Genomic DNA, 25211 nt, shown 5'->3' with positions numbered 1-25211 from the left:
ACACTGACCTTATCCAAGTCTAAGCGCTGAATCGGGTTTACGCCGCAGCGCAACCCGATCTTTACCTGGCAATGACACAGCGCCAGGTCAGGAATTAAAGGAAATTACTGCCGTAGTCCATCGCCGACACGCCGAAGTAGTCAGCCAGGCTCTGGCCGATATCAGCGAAGGTTTCACGCTGGCCCAGAGAGCCCGGCGCCACTTTTTTGCCGTACACCAGCACAGGAATATGCTCACGGGTATGATCGCTGCCCGGCCAGGTCGGGTCACAGCCGTGATCCGCGGTCAGGATTAGGACATCATCGTCCTGCATCAGATCCAGCACCTGTGGCAGACGCTGATCGAAATATTCCAGCGCAGCGGCATAACCGGCCACATCACGGCGGTGGCCATAGGCCGAATCAAAGTCAACGAAGTTAGTGAACACAATCGTGTTGTCACCGGCCGCCGCAATTTGCTCCAGTGTGGCATCAAACAGCGCCGGAATACCGGTCGCTTTGACTTTATCGGTAATACCGCAGTTGGCATAAATGTCAGCAATCTTACCAATCGACACCACCTTGCCCTGCTTCTCTTCGACCAGCTTTTGCAGCACAGTCGCCGATGGTGGCTCGACCGACAAATCACGCCGGTTACCGGTGCGCTCAAACTGACCCTTGCCCGGCCCGATAAACGGACGCGCAATCACCCGGCCTATGTTGTAATCCGCCAGCTCTTCACGGGCGATCTGACACAGTTCCAGTAAGCGCTGCAGACCAAAGGTCTCTTCGTGACAGGCAATCTGGAATACCGAATCGGCCGAGGTATAGAAAATCGGCAGACCGCTCTGCATGTGCTCTTCACCCAGATCATCGAGCACCTGAGTCCCGGAAGCGTGACAGTTGCCAAGGAAACCGTCCAGACCCGCGCGGGCCAGAATACGATCCGTCAGTTCCTGCGGGAAACTGTTCTGTTTGTCGGTGAAATAGCCCCACTCAAACAGCACCGGCACCCCCGCGATTTCCCAGTGGCCTGACGGAGTGTCCTTACCGGAGGAAAGTTCAGCCGCATGGCCGTATGCGCCGATAATATCAGCCCGCTGATCCAGCCCGGGCGCAAAGCGACCGGTCGCTTCCTGGTGTGCCATCGCCAGGCCCAGTTTAGACAGATTAGGCAAAGTCAGTTCGCCACGACGCTGGGCGTTATCCGCCGCGCCTGCGGCACACTGATCGGCAATGTGGCCCAGGGTATCCGAACCGACATCACCAAATTTGTCGGCATCCGGCGCCGCGCCGATACCAAATGAGTCCAGGACTAAAATGAATGCTCTTTTCATTGCTTGCTCCAGCATTAAATATCTTGTTCACGGATCTGACGGTACACATCCGGTGTCGCCACATAGTCGCCACCGATGGTAATCGCCTGTTGCAGCGCCTGTGCCGCCTGCTGCCACTGCGCTTCACTGCGCGCATGGATAACGGCCAGCGGTTTGCTGCTATCTGCGCTTTCACCCAGACGGATAAACTGATCAAAACCGACCGCATAATCGATGTTGTCGCTCGCCACGCGGCGACCGCCGCCCATGCCGACCACAGCCATGCCAATCGCCCGGGTATCCATCGCAGACACTACGCCGCTCTGCGTGGCATACACCGGCTTCACGATCTCCGCTTTATCCAGATAACGATCATAGTGCTCGACAAAATCGTCCGGGCCGCCCAAACCAGCCACCATCTGACCAAAACAGCGCGCCGCCGCACCGCTGTCCAGTGCCTGCTGCAGTTTCTGCTCGGCCTCAGCACTGTCTTTAGCCAGATTGCCCAGCACCAGCATTTCGGCACACAGCGCCATGGTCACGTTGTACAGACGCGGATTACGGTATTCACCACTCAGGAAGCGCACGGCCTCGCGCACTTCCAGCGCGTTGCCGGCCGAAGAGGCCAGCACCTGATTCATATCGGTCAGAATCGCGGTGGTTTTCGTACCGGCACCATTGGCAACCGCCACTATCGATTTGGCCAGCTCTTCTGAGGCTTGATAGGTCGGCATAAAGGCGCCGGATCCGACTTTGACATCCATGACCAGCGACTGCAGACCCGCGGCGAGTTTTTTCGACAGAATCGACGCGGTAATCAGAGAAATGTTATCCACCGTGGCGGTGATATCCCGCGTGGCATAGACGCGTTTGTCCGCCGGCGCCAGATCACCGGTCTGGCCGATAATCGCCACGCCCGCCCGTTTGGTCACCGCACCGAAGACCTCATTGCTCGGCGTGATGTTGTAGCCAGGAATGGATTCGAGCTTATCCAGCGTACCGCCGGTGTGTCCCAGGCCACGCCCGGAGATCATCGGCACATAACCGCCACACGCCGCGACCATCGGCCCCAGCATAAGGGAAGTAACGTCACCCACGCCCCCGGTGGAATGTTTATCGACAATCGGGCCAGCGAAGTTCATCGCGCTCCAGTCAATCACCATGCCGGAATCACGCATGGCACAAGTCAGCGCAATGCGCTCATCCATGCTCATTTCACGAAAGAAAATGGCCATTGCAAAGGCGGCAATCTGACCTTCCGACACCGTGTCGTCAGCCACCCCCTGGATAAAAAACTCAATCTCTTCGGCGCTGAGCGGTTCGCCGTCGCGCTTTTTACGAATGATTTCCTGCGGCAAAAATGGCACGGCACGCCCGCTACTGGCCGCGGATTTATCACTGAATGAAGACGACTTATCACTAAATGAAGACATAGCTATCCCCCCAAGCTCTGTTACAGAGCCATGGTTAAGAGAAAAAATACGTGGTGAATCGAAAATACTGATTAGTAGAAAACACTGATTATTCGAAAACACGGCGAGTAAAAGGTGATGCGTGACGCACCACCTGTTTACTCAGAGATGAAGCTGAGTCGATCAGTACGCCGCCGGATCAGCTTTGTCATTGCTCACTTCCAGCGTGTTAAGCAGATTGGTCAGCAGGCTTGAGGCGCCAAAGCGGTAGTGACGGCTGTCGACCCAGTTATCACCCAGGATCTCATCGGCCATCGCCAGGTAGAGCGCAGCATCTTCTGCCGTGCGCACGCCACCGGCCGGCTTAAAGCCAACACTTTGTGCCACGCCCATGTCACGGATCACTTCCAGCATCATGCGCGCATATTCCGGAGTCGCATTTTGCGCCACTTTACCGGTCGAGGTTTTAATGAAGTCCGCGCCCGCTTCAATACAGATTTGCGAAGCCTGTTTAATCAGCGCTTCCTGTTTCAGCTCACCGGTCTCGATGATCACTTTCAGCAGCACCTTATCACCACACGCCGCTTTACACTGTTTAACCAGCTCAAAACCAATCTGCTCATTACCAGCCATCAGTGCGCGGTACGGGAACACCACATCCACTTCATCTGCGCCATAAGCGACAGCCGCTTTGGTTTCCGCTACAGCAATCTCGACATCGTCATTGCCGTGCGGGAAGTTAGTCACCGTCGCAATACGCACGTCAGGTGTACCTTGTTCACGCAGGGTCTTCTTAGCAATAGGAATAAAGCGAGGGTAGATACAGATGGCGGCGGTATTACCGACCGGGCTTTTCGCATCGTGACAAAGCTGGATCACTTTGGCATCCGTATCGTCATCATTCAGCGTGGTTAAATCCATCAGTTTCAGTGCACGTAGTGCTGCTGCTTTTAAATCGCTCATTTCTATCTCCGATCAATAGTGTCAATTAGCTCACCACCCGAATGGTCATCTGACATCATTCCGGGCAGCAATAAAATGAACGGACTTGGTTCCCTGAAGACTCGGCAGCCGGACATCAGCCAGCCTGCCAATTGCTATCCTTGTCACCGCACAGTACCCGTTTACGCTCGGTTTCGGGCTCAGCAGGTGTATATAGGTACTGTTGAGACGGGCATGACAACTCCTGTCACCATGCTTACCGACCTACACAGTATAGATATTCACAGCAAAACTGTAGCGCCCTGCCCGGAGCAAACGGTTTGTATCTCAAAATAACAGACTGAGGAAATCAGCCTCTGTCGGGCCGGCGCGCCATAAAGCCAATCACGCAGGTCGGGTGGGTCCGTTCTGTCCACCCGACTTTTCTCCCGCCCTGAGAGAAAAAAATAAAAAAACCCCGCAGCATTCTCTTGCTACGGGGTGATGTTTAAACGGCGTCTATATATAGATTCTCGACTGACTTAGAAAGACAGGAAGAAGCCAGCAATGGTTGCTGCCATCAGGTTAGATAGCGTACCAGCAGCCACAGCTTTCATACCGAAACGAGCGATGTCGTGACGACGGTTAGGTGCAATACCACCCAGGCCGCCCAGCAGAATCGCAATCGATGACAGGTTCGCAAAACCACACAGAGCGAACGAGATGATTGCTGCGGTCTTCTCAGACATCACGGCGCCAGTTGTTGCCAGTACCTGCGCATTTTCGCCCACGTAAGGCACGAAGTTCAGGTAAGCAACGAATTCGTTCACTACGATCTTCTGACCAATGAAAGAGCCCGCCAGAGTCGCTTCAGACCAAGGCACACCGATAACGAATGCCAGTGGAGAGAAAACCCAGCCCAACAGCAGTTCCAGAGTCAGTTGTGGCATACCGAACCAGCCACCAACGCCACCCAGAATACCGTTGATCAGCGCGATCAGACCGATAAACGCCAACAGCATCGCACCGATATTCAGAGCCAGTTGCAGACCCATTGATGCACCACCAGCAGCGGCATCAATGACGTTAGCGGGTTTGTCGTCGCCGCCGTCGATGTCTACGTTACCCAGTTCTTCTTCCGGAGCGTCAGTTTCAGGTTTGATGATTTTTGCAAACAGCAGACCACCCGGTGCCGCCATGAAAGAGGCCGCAACCAGATACTCCAGTGGCACACCCATCGCTGCGTAACCGGCCATGACACCGCCCGCTACCGAAGCCAGACCACCACACATCACTGCGAACAGCTCAGACTGTGTCATTTTTGGTACAAACGGACGGACTACCAGTGGAGCTTCAGTTTGACCAACGAAAATGTTGGCTGCAGCAGACATAGATTCCGCACGAGAAGTGCCCAGCGCTTTTTGCAGGCCACCCCCCAGAATCTTAATAACCCACTGCATGATACCCAGGTAGTACAGAACTGAGATCAGGGCTGAGAAGAAAATGACGGTAGGAAGTACCTGGAAAGCAAAGATAAAACCGATACCGTCAACAGAGAAGTTAACCAGGCTGCCAAACAGGAAGCCGATACCGTCTTTACCATAATCGATTACGCTCTGAACACCAGCAGTGAAGCTTGCCAGCAGATCACGACCCCAAGGGACGTAAAGAACGAAACCACCCAGTGCGAATTGGATAGCGAATGCGCCACCCACGGTTCTAAAGTTAATAGCTTTACGGTCTTCAGACAGCAGCAGGGCGATGCCGAGCAGTACTGCCATACCGATGAGGCTCATAAACAGGCTCATAGTTTATGATTTCCTTATAAGTTTATTGTTGGCGTGTAACAAAATGGAGCTCAAAAGCGTGGCAATTATACTCACCCCTAGATCGATAAAGTAATGCACCCTTCACACTTTCTAATAAGATTCACTGTTCATTCATTTCAATATGTGACTTTAATCACCATTTTGTCACTAAATGTGACAATCGTACTACATTTCCGTTGGGATTCGTTCACAAATAGAAAAGAGCAAATTGCTGTTTTTCCAAACTGTACTAGCAACCGTTTGCTTATCCTCTTTTCGCAGCAGAACCAGTTCGTTCAATACCAGAGGCAAACGGCAGGGATGGTTGTTGTGGCCCTGGTATCCGCACAATGGCATATCAGGGGCATCGGTTTCGAGCACTAAATGCTCAAGTGGCAGAGCAGAAATTGTACGCCGGGTTTTATTGGCGCGCGGATAGGTAATCCCGCCGCCAACGCCGATTTTAAAGCCCAGATCGATAAACTGACGCGCTTGCTGCTCACTGCCAGAGAACGCGTGTAATACGCCACCGCCCTGAAAGCGTGTCTGCTTGAGCAGTTGCAATAAACGGTTATGGGTTTTGCGGCTGTGCAGCACCACAGGCAAGCCTGCCGCTTGTGCTAACGCCAGTTGGCCGAGTAACAGCGTTTCCTGCACCTTGGCGTCAATATCCACCATAGCGTCCAGCCCCACTTCTCCCACAGCGACACAAGCAGAGCTGCGGGCGTCGAGCGCCTGTTCAAGGTCATCTAATGGATTTAAACCAGCCGATGCTAAGAAATAAGGGTGGTAGCCCAGTGCATAATAGATGTGGTCCGGATAATCAGCAGCGAGTGTCGCCACCCGCTGCCAGTTTTGCCGGCCGATAGAAGGGATCAGAATGCGTTGCACACCCTGCTGGCATGCCAAAGCCAATTCGTCGGCAAACTGCGCCGCGAAGGCATCGAAATCAAAATGACAGTGAGTATCAAACAGAGGATACTCAGGCGTCGTCACGGCTGCGCTCATGGACCGGGTCTTTACGATACGGCACACAACAGCGTTTCTGCTCCGGCGTCAGTCCCATGCTGACACACCAGGCATCATAACGCGCCAGCCACTTTTTAAACCATGCCATCATACTCTGTCCTCTTGCGGCGTTAATTAAGCCTGCTCTTCGCGTTTGAATACCAACTCGGTCGGCGTCGATTCATCCGCGGCAAAATAGTAACCTGCCGTATCAAAAGCTTCGAGCTGCTTCACCGATTCAATGCGGTTTTCAATAATATAGCGTGCCATCATGCCGCGCGCTTTTTTGGCGTAGAAGCTGATGACCTTGTACTGACCGTTTTTGCAGTCTTTGAACACCGGCGTAATGATCTGCGCATCCAGTGCTTTCGGCTTCACCGCCTTAAAGTACTCGTTAGACGCGAGATTGATCAGCACATTATCGCCCTGCGCGCTGAGCGCCTCATTCAGCTTGTCGGTAATGATGTTGCCCCAGAACTGATACAGGTTACTGCCGCGTTCATTAGCCAGCTTCGTGCCCATCTCCAGACGGTATGGCTGCATCAGATCAAGCGGCTTGAGCAGACCGTACAGGCCTGAGAGCATACGCAGATGGCTCTGGGCATAGCTCAGGTCATCATCGCTCAGGGTTTGCGCATCCAGACCGGTGTAGACATCACCTTTAAACGCAAAGACAGCCTGACGGGCGTTATCCGTGGTAAACGTCTCGCTCCACTCGGCAAAGCGTGCCACGTTGAGACCGGCAATTTTATCGCTCACTTTCATCAGCTCAGAAATGTCAGCCGGGGTCAGTTGGCGGCAAACCTCAATCAGCTGTTTGGATTGCTCGGTCAGCTCCGGCTGGGTGTAACGTTCACTCGGTAGCGGTGACTCGTAGTCAAGCGTTTTGGCTGGTGATACCACAATCAGCATAATCATATCCTAGTTGTTTTCTTTGCCTATAGCCTACAAAAAAAGCCATGCATTGTCTGCATGGCTTTTCCAATAACAGCTATCGGTACAATCTTACAACCAACAGCCCTATAACGTATCCGTGGTTACTTATTGTTATCCCAGATACCGTCTTCCAGCTGAGATTTCAGCTCAGGGTACTCATTGGCATCAAAGGTCGGCACTTTACCCGCTTTCAGCTGACGGTTGTAGTCTTTGGCCAGCTTAATCACGATACCGGACAGCAGCAGAATCGCCACCAGGTTAACAATCGCCATCATACCCATCGACACGTCTGCCATCGACCATACGGTTGGCAGGGTCGCCAGTGAACCAAACATCACCATACCCAGGAACACGATACGGAAGATAGCCAGACCTTTCTTGTTGTTGTGTTCAAGGAAGATAAGGTTCGTCTCAGCGTATGAGTAGTTAGCGATGATTGAGGTAAAGGCGAAGAAGAAGATCGCCATGGCGATAAAGATGCTACCCCAGTTGCCCACTTGCGAGCTTAGCGCGCGCTGAGTCAGCTCGATACCGGTCACATCGCCGTGCGGCACGTATTCCCCCGACATCAGAATAATAGCCACAGTCGCTGAACAGATAACGATGGTGTCAACGAACACACCCAGCATCTGTACATAACCCTGTGAAGCCGGGTGTGGCGGGTACGGTGTTGCCGTGGCAGCCGCGTTCGGCGCAGAGCCCATACCGGCTTCGTTCGAGAACAGGCCGCGTTTAATACCGTTGATCATCGCCTGGGCAATCGCATAACCCAGACCACCAGCCGCCGCTTGCTCAAAGCCGAACGCACTCTTGATAATCAGAGTCAGCACTGCTGGCAGCTTCTCAATGTTCATCACCATCACAAACAGCGCAATACCCACATATGCCAGCGCCATAAACGGAACGATGATTTCTGCCGTGCGGGCAATCTTACGGATACCACCGAAGATCACAAACGCAGACAGTACAACAATCACAATACCGATGTGCAGCGGCTCAAAACCAAATGCGGTAGTCATCGCGTTCGTGATCGAGTTGGCTTGTACTGCGTTGAATACCAGACCAAACGCGATCATCAGGAAGATAGAGAACAGGACACCCATCCAGCGCATGCCCAGGCCTTTTTCCATGTAGTAAGCTGGCCCACCGCGGTAATTGCCGTCTTTATCACGAGTTTTGTACAGCTGCGCCAGCGTACTTTCTGCAAATGAGGTCGCCATACCGAGCATAGCGGTCATCCACATCCAGAAAATCGCACCCGGACCACCCATGGTCAAAGCCACAGCGACACCCGCCATGTTACCGGTACCGACACGAGCAGCCAGACTGGTACAAAGGGCTTGGAAAGAAGAAATACCAGCTTTGTCCTCTTTGCGGCTGTTCTTCAAAACTGAGAACATGTGGCCGAAATGACGGAACTGAATGAAACCTAAACGCAGTGTGAAATAAATGCCCACACCCACCAGCAGATAAACCAGAATTGATCCCCAAAGCAGATCGTTCATCAAATTAATTAAGTCTGTCACAAGAACCTCTCGTAGAGTGATTGCGCTAATCTGAGCCGATCGTCAGCACCACAAACGTATCTTCGCAAACAGCGAAATTATCAGAGTTATGGCATACGTTTGTTGTGATTTCCGCGGTCGGGATGACCAGTAGAATAAATCAGCGAATTTTTGACGGGCGGATAATGCAGGCTGCAATAGCAAAAATCAATATGCAGCAAAGTGCATTTTATTGTTATTTTTTACTATACAATCACCATTCATTAACACGTTACCAATCAAAAATAACACAAAGTCAGAACAATAGACCAGCAATTACGTAACATATCAGGATAAAAACACAGCATAAAAGCCTGGTTGCATAAAATCAATCTCATCCATTGAGAATAAAGGGATAAGGCGCAGAGCGACGTTATTTTGTCAGTAAAAAGTCATAATTTTAAATCAAGCGCACAAAAAACCATCAACCACAGATTGTCGCACGAACTCTTCAACACCTTTTTAACAACCTTCCCAGACCACTTTATCGTTTGCGTGACTCCAAGTGCTGCTTTTTTGCTCACCTCAATCGATGGAAATTGTGAATTTCAGACAAAAAACACATTTAATATTCATCTAAACGAAACAAATGAGAAATAAATCAAAGTTAGCCTGAGGCTAAACGTGCTATTTAGACAGCACTCATGGCGAGATGACAACAACAATGAGGCTTGATTATGGATGACTTGCACTTTGATGAAATGTTGGATAGGGAAATCACCAAGATTCGCACTACCCGTGCGAAACCGGCCAAACGAATGTGGCGGGAGATCGAAGCCATTCGCGATAAAAAGCGTCTGGAAAAAGAGCTGCTCGACATGGACGTCTGTCTGGAACTTGATGAGCTCAAACTATGATGTAGTTTAACCAGTGAGACGTCAAAGGCACCCTTGGGTGCCTTTTTAGTGTCTGGACTTTAGCCTGGCTATCGCCCAACGGCATTACCGAATCAGGTGCATTCGGATTCGCTTTTACGTACCCGGCGCGCAAGCTGAGTAAAGCGATCAGCAATGGTTTCACCAAACACTGGATCGTCTTCATTCTGGCTCCATTGCTCTTCCACTTTCTGCCAGTCTTCCACGCTAAAGGTGCGGCTGATAAGCGGTAAAATCGACTGCTCTTCCAGTTCCATATGGCGACGCTGCGCGCTAATAAAGCTTTCCATTTTTTCGATAAACACATCCTGCGGCACCACCGCGTCCTGCAGAATCATTTCAACCACATCGACAAAAGCGTGGGTTTGCTCAGCCAGACGTACGTGCTCTTTCTCCAGGTCCTCTACCGATTGGTTATCACCGTAATGGTCCATATAATAGCGGTAGAGAATGTCTTCTTTCGGATGATGCACCGTTTCAGAATGTGTCGCCAGGTAATCGACGATCTCTTTGACCAGGCTGTAGTTGATTGGCTGCTCATCCTTAAGCAATTGCAGCTTGTTACGCAAAATCGCCAGTAGCCGTGTCATGTAGCCGTGTTCGCGTCTGATTCTCTCGATCATCATAGTGTGTCTCCCGTACACTTACTTAAAGTAAGTGTATATAAGGAAGCCGGGACACGCTTTGATTCTGGTCGAAAAAAACGCAATTATCGCCCAAAGACGATATCTTACCCAACTCAGTCAGAGTGTGGCTGCCAGTCGATGGGTGCTAAACCTTGCTGCTCAAGTATCTGATTGGTTTTGGAAAAATGTCCGGAACCGAAAAAACCACGGTGGGCGGATAACGGGGACGGGTGCGGCGCGGTCAGCACATGGTGACGCTGACGGTCAATCATGCTGCCTTTTTTCTGCGCGTGAGAGCCCCACAACAGAAATACAATGCCGTCACCATGCTGATTAAGCGCATCAATCACTCGGTCGGTAAAGGTTTCCCAGCCGGTTTTGGCGTGTGAGTGGGCCTTGCCCTGCTCAACGGTTAACACCGTGTTGAGCAGTAATACACCTTGTTCAGCCCAGCTCTTCAGATAGCCGTGTGCCGGGATGGTAAAACCGGGAATGTCCTGTGCTAACTCTTTATAGATGTTCACCAGGGATGGCGGTGTTTTGATACCAGGTTGCACAGAAAAGCATAACCCGTGAGCCTGATTTGGCCCGTGATAAGGATCCTGGCCGAGAATCACCACTTTTACCTGGTCAAACTCAGTGAAACGAAACGCGTTAAAAACATCGTGCGCGGGAGGAAAGATGACTTTGCCGGCCTGTCGCTCGGCTTCAATAAACGCCAGTGTGTGCTGAAAATACTCTTGTTGTTTTTCGTTGCCGATGACATCGTGCCACGTCAGGGACTGAGCCATAAACCTTCCTTACTGTCTGAATGAGCAGGTGATTGTAACCTGATTTTGCTTCAGACGTCAGTGCCGTCGGACATGGCCCAGTGTGACAGCAGAACATCAGCTAATGATGGGGTCTGCTCGGTTGCGGTGAACGATGATGACCCTGACCGGTGACGTGGCGGTTTGGTACCGGCATACGTGGCACGGCGCGTGAAATCGTGGTGAGCGTAGCGCATGAAATGGTAAGTGAGGTACGAGTCACTGCTTGCATAATGGCATCCTTCTTTATCTGTTATTTAAATATCAGCTATAACATCAATGATTCAAACATGCGCCACGCAACGGCGAGTGCGCATGGGTAAAATCATAGTGATGAAACATCATCTACATATAAATGTAATGAAAGAAAAATGCCAAGAAAGAGAAATTAGCCGAATATTTTACGCCTGCTGATGAAAATGGCGTAGCGCCTGAATCTCATCCGCCCAGAGATCCGGGTCGATCGTTTCTAAAATCAATGGGATACCATTAAAACGAGTATCTTTAGCTATGTATTCAAAACAGCTCCATCCGATCTCTCCCGCCCCCAGCGAGTGGTGACGGTCGACCCGGCTACCGTAGGCCGACTTTGAATCATTAATATGCATTGCCCTTAAATAGTGCATACCGACAATGCGATCGAATTCAGCAAAGGTCGCTTCGCACGCTTGGGCACTGCGCAGATCATAGCCGGCAGCAAAGGTATGACAGGTATCTAAGCACACACCGACCCGCGATTTATCTTCCACCTGCGCGATGATTTCCGCCAGATGTTCAAACTTCCAGCCGAGGTTAGTGCCTTGCCCTGCGGTGTTCTCAATCACCGCAATCACATCTGGTACGGCCTGATGAGCCAGGTTAATCGATTCGGCGATCGTGGCCAGACATTCACTTTCGCTAACCTGTTTCAGATGACTGCCGGGATGGAAGTTGAGCAGCGTCAGACCCAGTTGCTGGCAGCGTTCCATCTCGTCAATAAACGCCGCGCGTGACTTATTGAGTTTTTCTTCTTCCGGCGCGCCCAGGTTAATCAGATACGAGTCATGCGGCAAAATGTGCTCAGCGGAAAAACCCAGCCGGGCACAGTTGGCTTTGAATGCCCGGATAGTGGACGCTTCCAGCGGCTTGGCCACCCACTGACGCTGGTTCTTGGTAAACAGAGCAAAGGCGTTGGCGCCGATCTCTTTCGCTCGCAACGGAGCCTGATCGACCCCGCCGGATGCCGAAACATGCGCGCCGATAAATTTCGTGGTCAGGTTGGTATTACTGTTTGTCATTCAATCACTACACACTTTCAGTTCTACTTGCTAACTGCCTGATGTCGGGCCAGGCAGAACACGCCAAGAACTAAATATGTAGTAAAATTACTACATATTTAGTTCTCACATAAATTTGAGTACTTACGACCAGAAAAGCATTGCTATGTTTTAAAACGCTTTGTTGATCATAATCAACATTTTAACCGTTATTGAATTGTGGCTTAATGTTGTTTATTGACCTAAATCAATACAATAAATAGGGATATTGGATATATAATATCAAGCTCAGCCCGCATTGAAAATTAACAACCATTCATGCCCTATCAGTGAACGAGGAGATTGTAATGATCCAAGGTATCCAAATTACTCAAGCCGCTAATGATGACCTACTTAACTCCATTTGGCTAATCGATAATGAAGCCAACGAAGCGCGCTGCGTTGCCGCTGTCGCCGGTTATCAAGCCGATCAGGTGGTGGCTTTAAACGAACTGGGTCAGTTCGAAAGCCGTGAAATTGCAATTGAGCGCACACCACGCATCGAAGGCGGTCAGCACCTGAACGTCAACGTCCTGAAACGCGAAACCCTGCTGGATGCAGTCGAAAACCCGGATAAATACCCACAGCTGACGATTCGTGTTTCCGGCTACGCGGTGCGTTTTAACTCGCTGACTCAAGAGCAGCAGCGCGACGTTATCGCGCGTACTTTTACTGAGACTCTGTAAGTCTCAGACCGACACTTAAGTCACAGGACAAAGTCCAGATGCAAAAAAGCGGTGCTCCAGGCACCGCTTTTTATTTACTGTGGCACAACGACTCATTTGCTCACCCAGAACAAACCGTCGCTCTGTATCGGCCGATTAAGACTGCACATTAACCAGCAGCGATTTCAGCGCGTCGAAGTCATTATCCAGATCCACCGACAGCAGCTCCATCGCCGCATGCTTGGCCAGAGGAGCCGGCAGTTCGATATCTGACTGCAGAATATCATCCACCACTTCTTTGAATTTCGCCGGATGCGCGGTACACAGGAACAGGCCAGTTTCACCCGGCTGAAGCTGTTCATTCAGGACGCGGTAAGCGATTGCACCGTGTGGCTCACACAAATAACCCAGAGCGTGCAGCTCTTTCACCGATTCAGCACTTTCGTTATCCAGCACTGCGCCTTTACCCAGAGTTTCCAGACCCCAGTCTTTCAGGCGGCACAACTCTTCGATACGCGGCCAGTTGTTCGGCTGGCTGACGTCCATGGCGTTTGAGGTGGTGGCAACCGTTGGCTTGGGATCCCATTTACCGGTTTGCAGGTAACGAGGCACCGTATCGTTGGCATTCGTTGCCGCGATAAAGCGCTTGATTGGCAAACCGAGTGCTTTCGCCAGCAGGCCGGCAGTCAGGTTACCAAAGTTACCGCTTGGTACCGAGATCACCAGGTTTTCGCGTTCAGCTTTGCTCAGCTGCGCGGCAGCTTCGAAGTAGTAGCAGATCTGCGCCATCAGACGACTAATGTTGATCGAGTTTGCTGAGTTCAGACCGATCTGCTTACGCAGCTCAGCATCATCAAAGGCTTTTTTCACCAATGCCTGACAGGCATCGAAATCACCGTTGATCGCCACAGTGTGGATATTGTTACCCAGGGTACAGAACAGTTTTTCCTGCAGCGGACTGATCTTGCCTTTCGGATACAGGATCACGACATTGATGTCTTCCATGCCGTAAAACGCGTGCGCTACTGCTGCACCGGTATCACCGGACGTTGCGGTCAGGATGGTGATTTTACCGCCGTCAGAGACGGCAGCCAGTGATTGCGCCATAAAGCGACCACCGAAGTCTTTGAACGCCAGAGTCGGGCCATGGAACAGCTCCAGTGCGTACACGCCGTCTTTGACTGACTTAATCGGAGCCGGGAACTGAAATGCCGCATCGACCATAGCGTTGACCTGCTCTTCTGCCAGTTCGTCACCAATCAGTGCCGACAAAATCTTGGTGCTACGCGCGACAAAGTCTTGCGCCAGCAGCGCATCGATGTCATCAAACTTAGGCAGTTCCGACGGGAAAAACAGGCCCTGGTTACGGCCTAACCCTTGGCGCACGGCTTGGCCAAAGGAAACTTGTTCATCATTTTCTTTTATGTTGTAAAGCTTCATAGCTCACTTCCTGTCACTTTCGAACCCTGCTTGTCGAGACGACAAACATGCACGAATCCTTCTTCATTTTGGACGTAATTTTGTTCCAGCCAACGCGCAACACGCTCAGCCACTTCTTTATCTTTGCAGACACTGAACAGGGTCGGGCCGCTGCCCGAGATACCGGTGGCCAGAGCGCCTGCAGAGGTCGCGTACTGACGCGCCTGCGCAAAGCCAGGCAGCAGTTTCTCACGATACGGCTCTGCGATCACGTCTTTGATCATTTTTGCCGCCAGTTCAGGCTGACCGGTATGGCAAGCGTGAATAAAGCCGGCCAGATAGCGGCCATGGGCAATAATATCCTGACGACGATACTGCGCCGGCAGAATCGCGCGCGCTTCGGCGGTGGAGACCTTGATGCCCGGATACGCCATCACCCAGTACCAGTCATCAAAACACGGGACTTCCTGGCTGATGATACCCAGCTCTTCCAGCATCAGTTGCACACCGCCCAGATAACACGGCGCCACATTGTCATAGTGGATGCCACCGGAAATCTTGCCTTCCATTTCGCCCATCAGCGCCAGCAGCTCGGTTTCATTCAGCGGCTGACCGTGAAAACGGTTCAGCGCATCGAGTGCGGCCACGATAGAACAGGCACTGGAGCCAAGGCCGGAACCAATCGGCATATTCTTTTCCAGTGTCATGTCGAGCGGTTTGAGTGCGATGTGCTTTTTGTCCAGTTCGCGGGCAAACACAGTCCAGCAGTCGTAAACGATATTCTCTTTCGGATCGGTCGGTAGTTTAGCAACAAAGTTACCAGCCGTGTGCAGAGTAAACGCTGCGCTGCCCGCTTTGACCATCACGCGGTCGCCGAGCAGAGTGCCGTCCACCGGGGACACCGCGGCCCCCAGTACATCAAAACCGACACTGACATTACCAATCGATGCCGGAGCATAAACGACGACACTCATATCACTTGAACTCATTGATTAAACCCCTAATTTCCAGCCTAAAGTACGCATCACATCGGCAAATACACCGGCCGCAGTCACTTCGGTACCCGCGCCGTAGCCGCGCAGTACCAGAGGAATTGGTTGATAGTAACGGCTGTAGAATGCCAGCGCGTTCTCGCCATCCTTGATCTTAAACATTGGATCGTTTTCATCGGCCACCGCAATACGCACGTGACACTGGCCGTCGCTGATCTCACCCACGTAACGCAGCACTTTGCCTTCTTTAGCCGCTTCATCACACAGCGACTTGAAGTACGCATCCGCCTGCGGCAGACGAGCCATGAAATCTTCCACACTGCCTGACGCATCAAAGCCCGGAGGCAGAGCCTGCTCGACATTCACATCCGCCAGCTCCAGCACCATACCCGCTTCACGTGCCAGGATCAGCAGCTTACGCGCCACATCCATACCGGACAGGTCATCACGCGGATCCGGCTCAGTGAAACCCTTCTCTTTGGCGACTGTGGTGGCTTCACTGAAAGAAAGCCCTTCATCGAGTTTACCGAAGATAAACGACAGCGAACCGGACAGAATACCGTTGAATTTCTCCAGCTCATCACCGGCGGCAATCAGGTTTTGCAGGTTTTCAATGACCGGCAGACCGGCGCCAACTGTGGTCTCGTACATCAGTTTACGACGTGAGTGGCGCGCCACTTCACGCAACTGATGGTAGTACGCCATGCTGGCCGTATTGGCTTTCTTGTTCGGTGTCACCACGTGGAAACCGGCCGACAGGAAGTCTGCATACTGGCTGGCAATCTCATCGCTTGACGTACAGTCGACCAGCACCGGGTTAATGATGTGGTTGCGTTGCACCAGGGCAATCAGACGCGCCAGTGAGAACTCTTCTGAAGCATCGTTCATGCGGTCACGCCAGTGCTCCAGCGGCAGACCGTCACTGTCCAGCAGCAGGCCTTTGCTGTTCGCCAGACCGCACACGCGGATCACGATACCTTTGTCTGCCAGTTTCGCTTGCTGACGATGGATCTGATCAACCAGTTCGCCGCCGACACCGCCGACACCGACCACGAACACATCGAGGAAGTGTTTCGAGTTGAACAGATTTTCGTGGCACGATTTGATCGCCAGCGACACTTTATCTTCCGGGATCACCGCTGAGATCGCACGCTCAGACGAGCCCTGGGCAATCGCCACGATATTGACGTGCGCTTCGGTCAGTGAAGCGAAGAATTGTGACGCCACGCCGCGTGTGGTGCGCATGCCATCACCAACCAGAGTGATGATCGACAGGTCATCGATAAACTCAACCGGCTCGAGCAGTCCATCTTTCAGTTCCAGCTCGAACGACTCGGCCAGCGCCTGTTGGGCCAGCGCTTTGTGCTGCGCTTCAATACAGAAGCTGATGCTGTACTCAGAAGAAGACTGAGTGATAAGCACAATCGACACACCCGCAGCAGACATAGCGCCGAACACTCGGCTCGCCATACCAACCATGCCCTTCATCCCCGGGCCGGAGACGTTGACCATGGTCAGATCGTTCAGGGTAGTGATGCCTTTGATCGCCAGTTTATCTTCACCGGTATCCTGGCCAATCAGCGTGCCCGGACCTTGCGGGTTGAAGCTGTTTTTGATCAAACAAGGGATATGGAACTGGGCAATCGGCGCGATGGTTTTCGGGTGCAGAACGGACGCACCGAAGTAAGACAGTTCCATCGCTTCCTGGTAGCTGAGTGATTTGAGCAGACGCGCATCGTCGACCAGACGCGGATCACAGTTGTAGACACCGTCGACATCGGTCCAGATTTCACAACAATCAGCCCGCAGACAAGCTGCCAGTACCGCCGCCGAATAGTCAGAACCATTACGGCCCAGGCACACCAGCTCGCCTTTTTTATTGCCGGCAGTAAAGCCAGGCATGATGTTGACGTGATTGGCTGGGAGTGGGTTCTGTTTAAAGCGCTGCGTGGAAGCATCCACATCCACCATGGCTTCCAGATAGTCGCCTTTGGCCAGCAGGTACTGCACCGGGTCAATCAGGTTAGCGGCCAGCCCCTTCGCTTCCATCACCGCTTTCATCAGCTGGATAGAAATGCGCTCACCTTTACTGATGATGCGGGCATTAACATAATCCGGGCAAGTGCCCAGCAGGCTCATGCCGTGCACATACTGACGCAGTTGCGCCATGGCTGTGCTGACCTGCTGCTCGAAGTCTTTACCATCGATATTCGGTAATACCGCTTTAATCGCTGCAAACAGCTCATGAAATGACGTTTCCAGTTCTGCGACCTGGAGTTCAGCTTCGCCGTTGCGCAGTGCATTTTCAATCACGGCCACCAGCTTGTTGGTGGTTTTACCCGGCGCTGAAAGCACCACTGCCACTTCTTCTTGTTGTGCATTGTTGGCAATGATATCGGCCGCTCTTAAAAAACGGTCAGCATCAGCTAACGATGAACCTCCAAACTTTAATACTCGCATCCCTTCCTCCGAATATTGTAAAAAACTGGTATAAAAAAAGGCCTGTACCGGTTGGGGTACAGGCCTTTTTTCGAAAATTTTACGCTCAGCAGCCTGCCCCAACATGCGTAATGTCGGTAATAATAATGGTGGTGGTCATTACTACTAGGCTGTTTGTAAACATATGAATTCTTGCGTAAGTCGTGTGTTTGCGTTCCCTTACGTTTAACCTATTTTTGCTTAAAGAGTCAACGAAAAATTTGATTTTTTGGCCTCTTTTTCAAAATTATCGCCTAAAGCTTCAAATCATCATGATTCATATAACTGCTTTATGGCCGAAGCGGGTATACGCTAGGTTGATGATTCAGAATCAGATTATTTCTTCGGCAGCCCCGCCGATTTTGTGCTTTACTTAAACGCAGTGCAGTGGACAGCAGACAACGATAAAAATGATAAGGAGGGGTGAATGAAAGTCATTCTCGGCATATCTTGCCTCGCCTTCGCCTTGTCGGCGCAAGCCATCACCCTTCCCTCGCTGCCATCGCAGCAGGTCACCTCACCACACAACATGTTTTTCACCACCGAACAGGACAATCAGGGCTTTGACAGTTGGGTGATTGATGGTGGCTACATGTACAACATTTTTCGCGATGTCGACCTGTATGTTGGTGCGCGGGTCAATTCATCGATTAACGGCGGAGAAAATGGTTTTCTCAGCGGCGTGCGCTATCAACTGACCGAGCGGGTATCGTTGAAAAGTACCGTGTACTCCCTCAACCGCAGTGATGATGACAGTAAGAATGGCAATGACTCCCTCTCAGCCGAACTCTCCAGCAGCCTGCGTCTGTCAGACAATCTCGACCTGCGTGCCACACTGGATTATCAGCAGTGGCAGCAAGGCATTGAGGTCGGTATCGGCTTTCGTTTCTGACGTCAATCGGACTCAGTCAGTCTGACTCAAAGAGAGCTTAAATCCAGTTGGTGCTGGGAGAGCAGCACACCATTCCAATCGGCATAAATGTAATCGCCCGGATGAATCATCTGATTGTGGATATTGAGGCTGACGTTGATATCTCCGGCACCGCGTTTCTCGGTTTTGAACGGACAGGCGGCCAGCGCTTTAATGCCTAAATCGATTTGCGACATGGTCACCACATCACGCACTGCGCCATTGATGATCACCCCTTCCCACTCATTTTCAATCGCACTGATGGCAATCTGATCGCCCATCAGCGCTTTGCGGCAAGAACCGTGGCCGTCGACCACCAGCACCTTACCCTTACCATTACGGCTCAGGACTTCTTTGACTTTAGAATTATCATGGTAGCAACGTACGGTGACAATCTCGCCCCAGAACGCACTGCGCATGCCAAAGTTTTGCAGTGGCAACTCAAGCAGCGTTACCTTGGATTGGTATTTATCACAAATATCCGGTGTTATATCTCTCATCATTCCTCCATGATTCTTGCTGGGCTTATTATGGTAATTTATCGCGCAGCGGGCCCAGGCAATACGCCTGATGAGGCACACAAGCGTGCAGCCACAACTCGCCGTCGCTGATATAGTAAATCGCATTCTGGCCAAACTCAGTGGCCAGCTGCAGCGCTGCAGCTAAAGGCATGGCTACGGCAAAACTGTCTTCAAACCAGTCAAACCTTGGGTCGCCGACCCGGACTCTACTCCAATCATAGTTGGCTATGGTTTGCTGTAAACGTTGATTATTTACGCAATTCTCACTGTCTGACAACCGAATACTTTTCGGGTTCCATGCGGTAATTACCGCAAAAGAGGCAAATAACGTCTCGTTTTCAAAGCAAAAACAGACATTTTGGTAAGCCTGCCATAATCTTGGGTCGATAGTGCTCATTCTCGTCTTTTTACAACTCGTTATTACTATTCATATCTGTTACATTTCAACCCTTGATATAAATCAACAAAGTTGTTGGAATTAACATCAGGCCGTTGTTAGCAAGCTGTTAACATTATAGAATTCGTTTTAAAGACTAGTAGAACCAGTGGGATATTGGATCTCAATGGCTAGTGTTATCCATGGAAGGCGGGCAACCAAAGTCAGCATAATCACGAAAATCTTTGGTTTATTATCAACATAAAATTACTTGTATGTTATGTTTTTGCCTAGAATAAGTTCTATTAGCACATTTTTTTCACAAGTTTAGGTACCGCCAATGCAAACCCCGCAGATTCTTATCGTTGAAGACGAGCAGGTGACTCGTAACACTCTGAAGAGTATTTTTGAAGCAGAGGGCTACGCTGTTTTTGAGGCCAGTAACGGTGAAGAGATGCACCATGTGCTGACCGATAACGCCATTAATTTGGTGATTATGGATATCAACCTGCCAGGTAAAAATGGCCTGCTGCTGGCTCGCGAACTGCGTGAGCAAGCGGACGTAGCCCTGATGTTCCTGACAGGTCGCGACAATGAAGTTGACAAAATTCTTGGCCTGGAAATCGGTGCAGATGACTACATCACTAAACCGTTTAACCCACGCGAGCTGACCATTCGTGCCCGTAATCTGCTAAGCCGTTCGATGAACGCCAGCAGCAGCCACGAAGAAAAACGCTCGGTTGAGAAATACGAATTCAACGGTTGGGTTCTCGACATCAACAGCCGTTCACTGATCAATCCTAACGGCGACAGCTACAAGCTGCCACGTTCAGAGTTCCGTGCCCTGCTGCACTTTTGTGAAAACCCGGGCAAGATCCAGACTCGTGCGGATCTGCTGAAGAAAATGACCGGTCGTGAGCTGAAACCACATGACCGTACTGTAGACGTTACCATCCGCCGCATTCGTAAACACTTTGAATCGGTAACCGGTACGCCGGAAATCATCGCCACTATCCATGGTGAAGGTTACCGCTTCTGCGGCGACCTGGAAGAGTAATCCAGGCTCTGCCAGCAGGTGTCAGCGCCGCTGCCATAACGACCTTATGCAGCACCGGATCTCGCCTCACCAGCTCACAAAGATGAAAAAGCCTCTGCATTAGCAGAGGCTTTTTTGTGGTTCATCGCGGATTAGCGGGAACTTAAAACAAAAACGGTAGTAAGTGATAAGGTTACATCGCCAAACACAACCTTACACAAACTACCGTTTTCATGCCGAATCATACTTTCCTATCATCGTTCTGGGAAGGCTTTCATGTCGTAAAGTCTGTACAAACGTCTTCTCTCATCACGATTACTCTCCAACCCAGCACAACTGCTCGATGTTCATGTGGGCAACATGTTCAAGCCATACATGATTATCAGTGGCGCACGATTAAGGAAGCGATGATTCTCGGCGTACCCGTCGAGCTATCCCTACAAACAAGGCGTATCAAGTGCCCTGACTGCGGTATCAAAACCGAATCTATTTCTTGGCTTGAACCTTTTGCTCGCCTGACTAACCGCTTAAGAAGTTACATTGAGCAGTTGTTGCCTCTTCTTCCTATCAAACATATTGCCCAGATGACGGGGGTTCATTGGCATACGATTAAGGCGATAGATAAGCGTCGGCTGCAACATGTGGTGCCAGAGGTTAACTGGGCAGAGCTGAGACAACTGGTCATGGATGAGTTTGCTCTCTTCAAGGGACATCGTTATGCCACTGTTATCGCGGATGCTAAGACGCATCAAGTGCTTTGGATAGGCGTCGGACGCAGCCGAAAAGATATCCGTCCCTTCTTTGAATTACTCGGTGAGCATAGCCAGAACATAGAAGCGGTTGCAATGGATATGAATACGGCTTTCGACTTTGAAGTGCAGCAACATTGTCCTAACGCCCGCATTGTGTACGACTTATTCCACGTGGTCGCCAAATTTGGCCGGGAAGTGATGGATAGAGTCAGAGTTGACCAAGCTAATCAACTCAAACAGGACAAGAAAACGCGCCAATGGGTGAAACGTTCACGCTGGGTTCTCCTCAAAAACAGAGCTAATTTAGACGGTAAGCAGGAGAGCTATCTGAGTGAGATACTGAGCATGAACAAGGACTTAATGGTGACGTATTTACTTGGCTCTCAGCTTAAAGAGTTATGGAGGTGCCAGTCGGAAAGAGAAGCGGAAGACTTATGGGACGTATGGTGGGAGCAAGTTCAAGAAAGCGGGATCAAGCCGCTTATGGACTTCGCGAGAAAGCTCAAACCGTATCTTCATGGCATCGTTGCTTCTGCAAGCTACCCACTCAATACCTGTACGCTCGAAGGGATAAACAACAAAATAAAGTTAATCAAACGAATGGGCTACGGTTACCGAGATATCGATTACTTTTTTTTAAAGATAAAAGCGGCTTTCCCCGGAAAGCCGCGATGAACCTTTTTTGTTAGCCGCAGATCGGTCAGTATCAGTACACTTTATCAATGCTCACTTTGTGCTGCACCAGCCAGATCTCGCCCTGACTGTCGCTCAGACCCAGCGCGACACTGACGCTGCGGTCGATATTCACTTCACTGCCGCTCTGGAACACCACTTCCCAGCGGTTATCACTCTCAGTGCGCAGCTCGACCATGTCACCATCAATGATCCACATCGAGTCGCCCTGTTTAATCACGATCTCACTGACCGTCAGATCGGCTGGCAGTTGATCGGACGTTTCCAGGCGCAAAGTTCCGTTCAGATTCTGGCTTTGCGCACCGGCGCCGGCTTTAGGCATCTGATCGGTCCAGAGATTACTCTCGAGCTGAATCGCCGTTTGTTCAATCATGGCCAGGTTGCCCTGCTGCCAGTTCACATTCGGGGTCGAACAGGCGACTAAACCTAAGGTCGCCAACAATAAAAGCCATTTCTTCATGTTATCTCCTTTGCGCTAACCACTGTTTTAATACCTCAATGTCGTTCAGGTACTCGTTTTTAATTTCATCGACCCAGTCTTCAATATTCTCCCACCAGGCCGGCGCATCCGGCGACTGCGCTTTCTGCGCCACACTCTGAATGTGTTTCAGACCAATTGACCCTGCCGCCCCTTTGATCTTGTGCGCTTCCGAAACGATACCATCCTGATCTTTCGCTACCATATTGGAGTCGAGGATCTCGATGTAGTCCGGCATCATCTGCTCAAACATCTCAATGCTGTCGAGCACCGGCTGCGGGCCCACAATCTCAACATATGACTCCAGCATACTGAGATCGAGCAGGCGGTTATACAGCTCATCATGACCATCCTGCGGCGCTTCTGTCGGCATATTAGTCTCCTGGGGGACTTCGGTATGCTGATAAACCAGTTTATTGATCACTTCCTGCACCGCCTTCACCGACAATGGCTTACTAATCGCTTCATCCATACCTTTGCGCTGATACTCAGCTTTGTCTTTCAGCACGTTGGCGGTCAGGGCCACCAGCGGCGGCAGCTGAGGGTACGTCGCGCGATAATACTGGGCGACGTCAAAGCCAGTCATGTCCGGCAACTGGATATCAAGGAAGGCGAGATCAAAGGCCGCAGGATCGAATTTCTGTTTGGCCTCTTCACCGGTCATGGCCACTGACACGGTATGACCCAGGCTTTCCAGCAGCGAACGTGCTACGGTAATGTTGAGCTCAATGTCTTCGACCATAAAGATATTCAGGCTCTTATGCTCAAGCGGGCCCTGCTGCGGCTCGCTCTCTTGGGCCAGCGGTACACAGATGCTGACGGTAAAGGTGCTGCCAAAGCCCTCTTCGCTGCTGACCGTGATATCACCGCCCATCAGGTTAATCAGCTGACGTGAGACTGCCAGGCCGATACCGGTGCCGACGGCATGCAGGTTGTCTTTGCCGGACTTAACCTGATAATACATGGCAAAAATCTTATCCAGTTCTGCTTCCGGAATGCCGATGCCGGTATCTTCAATGTCCATCACGATGTAAGCCTGACCATCTTCAATATCGGCGCTGACGGTCATCACTACCCCGCCCTCTTTGGTAAATTTCATCGCATTGCTGATCAGGTTCCACAGCACCTGACGCAGGCGGGTCGCATCCACCTCAACCAGCGCCGGCAGATCGGTGAGACGTTCCAGATCGAAACGCAGCCCTTTTTGCTCCGCCATCAGAGCCGACAGGCTTTCCAGCTCAACCACGAACTCCTCAAAGCTGAGCGGTGCCGGGAACAGCTCCAGTTTACGCCGGTCGAACTTATCCATATCGATGATATCGTTAAAGATATTGCCCAGAGTCACCGCGCTGACGTTAATGGTCTGCATATGCTTACGCTGGTCCGGATCGAGCGGTGTATCGAGCAGCATGCGGCTCAGGCCGACAATACCGTTCAGCGGAGTGCGCAGCTCATGACTGATGGTGGAAATAAAGGTGGTTTTGTCACGGCTGGCTTTTTCCAGCGACTCTTCATGGCGTTTGCGTTCGGTGATGTCGCGTCCGAAACCAACCAGCCCGAGGTGGCGGCCCTCTTTGCTGTAAAACGGCACTTTACGCAGCTCGAAGTAATTTTTGCGTCCGTCCGGATATTCCAGCCACTGCTCATAGGTGAGCGAGCGGTTATTCTGGAACACTTCCTGGTCGGTTTCGACAATCGACTGGGCGATCTCTTTGCGGTACACATCCCACGGCGTCAGACCGACCAGATCGCTTTCGCGTTTGCCGGTCAGCTCTTCCATCGCACGGTTACAGCCCGAGAATTCGCCTTTGGCGTTACGGTAGTAAATCAAATCCGGTGACGCATCGATAAACGAGCGCAGCAGCGCAGTACGCTCAGCCAGTTCCATCTGAGTTTTCTCACGCTGAAACACCTCATTTTCCAGGTCAGCCATCGCCATCTCGCGCGCTTCTTCCGCTTTGATGCGCTCTTCGATCTCCTGATTGAGCTTGACGATGTTCATCTGCAGCTTCTGATTGAGCTCCTGGTCACGGGAGCGCATGTCTTTCAGCTTCGACACCAGTTTAGATAAGCGCTGGCGCGACTCTTCCAGTTGATCGACCACCACGGAAAGGAAATAGACCGCCCACGGTGTGATCAGCAGGCCGAAAAACACCGAGCGTACAATATCGATATCGTCGACATAGCCATTCAGAGCCAGGGTGATCCCGACCTGAACCACCACCGCCAGCGCAACCAGGGCCAGCGCCAGCAAAATAGAAAAACGTAAAATGCCCAGTTTCACCAACAGGTCAACGTAATACTGAGCGAGATTCTTCATCGGTTTCATTCAATGCTCCGCAGCAAAAATTCGACGGCTTGAG

General features: G+C 51.3%; 23 protein-coding genes and 1 other annotated feature. Of the genes, 5 read left to right on the top strand and 18 right to left on the bottom strand.

Annotated elements, in window-relative coordinates:
• Nucleotides 1–94: 94 nt before the first annotated feature.
• The 8 genes from J0X00_RS14955 to J0X00_RS14920 all read right to left on the bottom strand — a co-directional run bounded on the left by J0X00_RS14955 (nucleotide 95) and on the right by J0X00_RS14920 (nucleotide 8905).
• Nucleotides 95–1315, bottom strand: a complete 1221-nt coding sequence (locus J0X00_RS14955; RefSeq protein ID WP_136483393.1) for a phosphopentomutase — start codon at nucleotides 1313–1315, stop codon at nucleotides 95–97.
• Nucleotides 1316–1329: 14 nt separating this feature from the next.
• Nucleotides 1330–2727: a thymidine phosphorylase gene (gene deoA, locus J0X00_RS14950; RefSeq protein WP_282477101.1), complete on the bottom strand. Its 1398-nt coding sequence runs from the start codon at nucleotides 2725–2727 to the stop codon at nucleotides 1330–1332.
• Between the two features lie 162 nt (nucleotides 2728–2889).
• Nucleotides 2890–3669: a deoxyribose-phosphate aldolase gene (gene deoC / locus J0X00_RS14945; protein WP_282477100.1), complete on the bottom strand. Its 780-nt coding sequence runs from the start codon at nucleotides 3667–3669 to the stop codon at nucleotides 2890–2892.
• A 500-nt stretch (nucleotides 3670–4169) separates the two neighbouring features.
• Entirely contained in the window at nucleotides 4170–5435 is a 1266-nt protein-coding gene (locus J0X00_RS14940; protein ID WP_136483390.1) for a NupC/NupG family nucleoside CNT transporter, read from the bottom strand.
• A 186-nt stretch (nucleotides 5436–5621) separates the two neighbouring features.
• Nucleotides 5622–6443 (bottom strand): TatD family hydrolase, encoded by an 822-nt coding sequence (locus J0X00_RS14935; RefSeq protein WP_218562284.1) that lies wholly within the window; start codon nucleotides 6441–6443, stop codon nucleotides 5622–5624.
• Entirely contained in the window at nucleotides 6418–6555 is a 138-nt protein-coding gene (locus tag J0X00_RS14930; protein ID WP_168796949.1) for a DUF5363 family protein, read from the bottom strand. Before J0X00_RS14930 ends, J0X00_RS14935 begins: the two co-directional genes overlap by 26 nt.
• Before the next feature lie 23 nt (nucleotides 6556–6578).
• Complete coding sequence (gene yaaA / locus J0X00_RS14925) at nucleotides 6579–7355, bottom strand: peroxide stress protein YaaA (RefSeq protein ID WP_282477099.1); 777 nt, start codon at nucleotides 7353–7355, stop codon at nucleotides 6579–6581.
• 125 nt (nucleotides 7356–7480) lie between these two features.
• Nucleotides 7481–8905 carry a sodium:alanine symporter family protein gene (locus tag J0X00_RS14920; protein WP_136483387.1) on the bottom strand — a complete coding sequence of 475 codons (1425 nt, stop codon included), beginning with the start codon at nucleotides 8903–8905 and terminating at the stop codon, nucleotides 7481–7483.
• Nucleotides 8906–9600: 695 nt separating this feature from the next.
• Between J0X00_RS14920 and J0X00_RS14915 the strand changes: the two genes are divergently transcribed.
• Complete coding sequence (locus J0X00_RS14915; protein WP_136483386.1) at nucleotides 9601–9780, top strand: DUF3545 family protein; 180 nt, start codon at nucleotides 9601–9603, stop codon at nucleotides 9778–9780.
• Between the two features lie 92 nt (nucleotides 9781–9872).
• Here the strand turns inward: J0X00_RS14915 and J0X00_RS14910 are convergent, their stop codons facing one another.
• The 3 genes from J0X00_RS14910 to nfo form a co-directional block, all read right to left on the bottom strand.
• Nucleotides 9873–10424 carry a hemerythrin domain-containing protein gene (locus J0X00_RS14910; RefSeq protein ID WP_136483385.1) on the bottom strand — a complete coding sequence of 184 codons (552 nt, stop codon included), beginning with the start codon at nucleotides 10422–10424 and terminating at the stop codon, nucleotides 9873–9875.
• A gap of 113 nt (nucleotides 10425–10537) precedes the next feature.
• Nucleotides 10538–11215 carry a uracil-DNA glycosylase gene (gene ung / locus J0X00_RS14905; RefSeq protein ID WP_218562286.1) on the bottom strand — a complete coding sequence of 226 codons (678 nt, stop codon included), beginning with the start codon at nucleotides 11213–11215 and terminating at the stop codon, nucleotides 10538–10540.
• Nucleotides 11216–11634: 419 nt separating this feature from the next.
• The gene (gene nfo / locus J0X00_RS14900) at nucleotides 11635–12510 is read right to left on the bottom strand and encodes a deoxyribonuclease IV (RefSeq protein WP_136483383.1); all 876 of its coding nucleotides are present in this window, start codon (nucleotides 12508–12510) and stop codon (nucleotides 11635–11637) included.
• A gap of 326 nt (nucleotides 12511–12836) precedes the next feature.
• Between nfo and grcA the strand changes: the two genes are divergently transcribed.
• Nucleotides 12837–13214, top strand: coding sequence for an autonomous glycyl radical cofactor GrcA (gene grcA / locus J0X00_RS14895; protein ID WP_136483382.1), 378 nt, complete (start codon nucleotides 12837–12839; stop codon nucleotides 13212–13214).
• Between the two features lie 135 nt (nucleotides 13215–13349).
• Here the strand turns inward: grcA and thrC are convergent, their stop codons facing one another.
• Genes thrC through thrA form a run of 3 tightly spaced genes read right to left on the bottom strand, consistent with a single transcriptional unit; the run spans nucleotide 13350 to nucleotide 18064 of the window.
• On the bottom strand, nucleotides 13350–14633 hold the full coding sequence (gene thrC, locus J0X00_RS14890; protein ID WP_282477098.1) for a threonine synthase: 1284 nt from the start codon (nucleotides 14631–14633) through the stop codon (nucleotides 13350–13352).
• The gene (gene thrB / locus J0X00_RS14885) at nucleotides 14630–15586 is read right to left on the bottom strand and encodes a homoserine kinase (RefSeq protein ID WP_282477097.1); all 957 of its coding nucleotides are present in this window, start codon (nucleotides 15584–15586) and stop codon (nucleotides 14630–14632) included. Before thrB ends, thrC begins: the two co-directional genes overlap by 4 nt.
• A gap of 18 nt (nucleotides 15587–15604) precedes the next feature.
• On the bottom strand, nucleotides 15605–18064 hold the full coding sequence (gene thrA / locus J0X00_RS14880; protein WP_136483380.1) for a bifunctional aspartate kinase/homoserine dehydrogenase I: 2460 nt from the start codon (nucleotides 18062–18064) through the stop codon (nucleotides 15605–15607).
• 31 nt (nucleotides 18065–18095) lie between these two features.
• Nucleotides 18096–18214 (bottom strand) — a sequence feature (Thr leader region).
• A 295-nt stretch (nucleotides 18215–18509) separates the two neighbouring features.
• Here thrA and J0X00_RS14875 point away from each other — a divergent pair.
• Nucleotides 18510–18974 (top strand): hypothetical protein, encoded by a 465-nt coding sequence (locus J0X00_RS14875; protein ID WP_136483379.1) that lies wholly within the window; start codon nucleotides 18510–18512, stop codon nucleotides 18972–18974.
• Nucleotides 18975–19000: 26 nt separating this feature from the next.
• On the opposite strand, the gene J0X00_RS14870 is transcribed toward J0X00_RS14875, so the two are convergent.
• Entirely contained in the window at nucleotides 19001–19492 is a 492-nt protein-coding gene (locus J0X00_RS14870; RefSeq protein ID WP_168796957.1) for a putative 4-hydroxy-4-methyl-2-oxoglutarate aldolase, read from the bottom strand.
• Nucleotides 19493–19520: 28 nt separating this feature from the next.
• The gene (locus J0X00_RS14865; protein ID WP_136483377.1) at nucleotides 19521–19910 is read right to left on the bottom strand and encodes a DUF3293 domain-containing protein; all 390 of its coding nucleotides are present in this window, start codon (nucleotides 19908–19910) and stop codon (nucleotides 19521–19523) included.
• 319 nt (nucleotides 19911–20229) lie between these two features.
• On the opposite strand from J0X00_RS14865, the gene arcA reads away from it, so the two are divergent.
• Both arcA and J0X00_RS14855 read left to right on the top strand, forming a co-directional pair.
• On the top strand, nucleotides 20230–20946 hold the full coding sequence (gene arcA, locus J0X00_RS14860; protein WP_136483376.1) for a two-component system response regulator ArcA: 717 nt from the start codon (nucleotides 20230–20232) through the stop codon (nucleotides 20944–20946).
• A 212-nt stretch (nucleotides 20947–21158) separates the two neighbouring features.
• On the top strand, nucleotides 21159–22352 hold the full coding sequence (locus tag J0X00_RS14855) for an ISL3 family transposase (protein ID WP_282476786.1): 1194 nt from the start codon (nucleotides 21159–21161) through the stop codon (nucleotides 22350–22352).
• A gap of 31 nt (nucleotides 22353–22383) precedes the next feature.
• Here the strand turns inward: J0X00_RS14855 and J0X00_RS14850 are convergent, their stop codons facing one another.
• Together J0X00_RS14850 and arcB are read right to left on the bottom strand one after the other, a co-directional pair.
• Nucleotides 22384–22830 carry a hypothetical protein gene (locus tag J0X00_RS14850; RefSeq protein WP_218562290.1) on the bottom strand — a complete coding sequence of 149 codons (447 nt, stop codon included), beginning with the start codon at nucleotides 22828–22830 and terminating at the stop codon, nucleotides 22384–22386.
• A gap of 1 nt (nucleotide 22831) precedes the next feature.
• Complete coding sequence (arcB, locus tag J0X00_RS14845) at nucleotides 22832–25177, bottom strand: aerobic respiration two-component sensor histidine kinase ArcB (RefSeq protein ID WP_282477096.1); 2346 nt, start codon at nucleotides 25175–25177, stop codon at nucleotides 22832–22834.
• Nucleotides 25178–25211 lie beyond the last annotated feature (34 nt).

The sequence above is a fragment of the Vibrio sp. ABG19 genome, from assembly GCF_029962385.1.
Classification (GTDB): domain Bacteria; phylum Pseudomonadota; class Gammaproteobacteria; order Enterobacterales; family Vibrionaceae; genus Vibrio; species Vibrio ostreae.
Note: the sequence above shows the minus strand (reverse complement) of the source record. Positions and strands in the feature narration are given on the sequence as shown.

Bases quoted from the DNA above. Each gene is read 5' to 3' on its own strand.
- J0X00_RS14955 (WP_136483393.1), bottom strand. From the start codon at position 1,315: ATGAAAAGAGCATTCATTTTAGTCCTGGACTCATTTGGTATCGGCGCG.
- deoA (WP_282477101.1), bottom strand. From the start codon at position 2,727: ATGTCTTCATTTAGTGATAAGTCGTCTTCATTCAGTGATAAATCCGCG.
- deoC (WP_282477100.1), bottom strand. From the start codon at position 3,669: ATGAGCGATTTAAAAGCAGCAGCACTACGTGCACTGAAACTGATGGAT.
- J0X00_RS14940 (WP_136483390.1), bottom strand. From the start codon at position 5,435: ATGAGCCTGTTTATGAGCCTCATCGGTATGGCAGTACTGCTCGGCATC.
- J0X00_RS14935 (WP_218562284.1), bottom strand. From the start codon at position 6,443: ATGAGCGCAGCCGTGACGACGCCTGAGTATCCTCTGTTTGATACTCAC.
- J0X00_RS14930 (WP_168796949.1), bottom strand. From the start codon at position 6,555: ATGATGGCATGGTTTAAAAAGTGGCTGGCGCGTTATGATGCCTGGTGT.
- yaaA (WP_282477099.1), bottom strand. From the start codon at position 7,355: ATGCTGATTGTGGTATCACCAGCCAAAACGCTTGACTACGAGTCACCG.
- J0X00_RS14915 (WP_136483386.1), top strand. From the start codon at position 9,601: ATGGATGACTTGCACTTTGATGAAATGTTGGATAGGGAAATCACCAAG.
- J0X00_RS14910 (WP_136483385.1), bottom strand. From the start codon at position 10,424: ATGATGATCGAGAGAATCAGACGCGAACACGGCTACATGACACGGCTA.
- ung (WP_218562286.1), bottom strand. From the start codon at position 11,215: ATGGCTCAGTCCCTGACGTGGCACGATGTCATCGGCAACGAAAAACAA.
- nfo (WP_136483383.1), bottom strand. From the start codon at position 12,510: ATGACAAACAGTAATACCAACCTGACCACGAAATTTATCGGCGCGCAT.
- grcA (WP_136483382.1), top strand. From the start codon at position 12,837: ATGATCCAAGGTATCCAAATTACTCAAGCCGCTAATGATGACCTACTT.
- thrC (WP_282477098.1), bottom strand. From the start codon at position 14,633: ATGAAGCTTTACAACATAAAAGAAAATGATGAACAAGTTTCCTTTGGC.
- thrB (WP_282477097.1), bottom strand. From the start codon at position 15,586: ATGAGTGTCGTCGTTTATGCTCCGGCATCGATTGGTAATGTCAGTGTC.
- thrA (WP_136483380.1), bottom strand. From the start codon at position 18,064: ATGCGAGTATTAAAGTTTGGAGGTTCATCGTTAGCTGATGCTGACCGT.
- J0X00_RS14875 (WP_136483379.1), top strand. From the start codon at position 18,510: ATGAAAGTCATTCTCGGCATATCTTGCCTCGCCTTCGCCTTGTCGGCG.
- J0X00_RS14870 (WP_168796957.1), bottom strand. From the start codon at position 19,492: ATGAGAGATATAACACCGGATATTTGTGATAAATACCAATCCAAGGTA.
- J0X00_RS14865 (WP_136483377.1), bottom strand. From the start codon at position 19,910: ATGAGCACTATCGACCCAAGATTATGGCAGGCTTACCAAAATGTCTGT.
- arcA (WP_136483376.1), top strand. From the start codon at position 20,230: ATGCAAACCCCGCAGATTCTTATCGTTGAAGACGAGCAGGTGACTCGT.
- J0X00_RS14855 (WP_282476786.1), top strand. From the start codon at position 21,159: ATGCCGAATCATACTTTCCTATCATCGTTCTGGGAAGGCTTTCATGTC.
- J0X00_RS14850 (WP_218562290.1), bottom strand. From the start codon at position 22,830: ATGAAGAAATGGCTTTTATTGTTGGCGACCTTAGGTTTAGTCGCCTGT.
- arcB (WP_282477096.1), bottom strand. From the start codon at position 25,177: ATGAAACCGATGAAGAATCTCGCTCAGTATTACGTTGACCTGTTGGTG.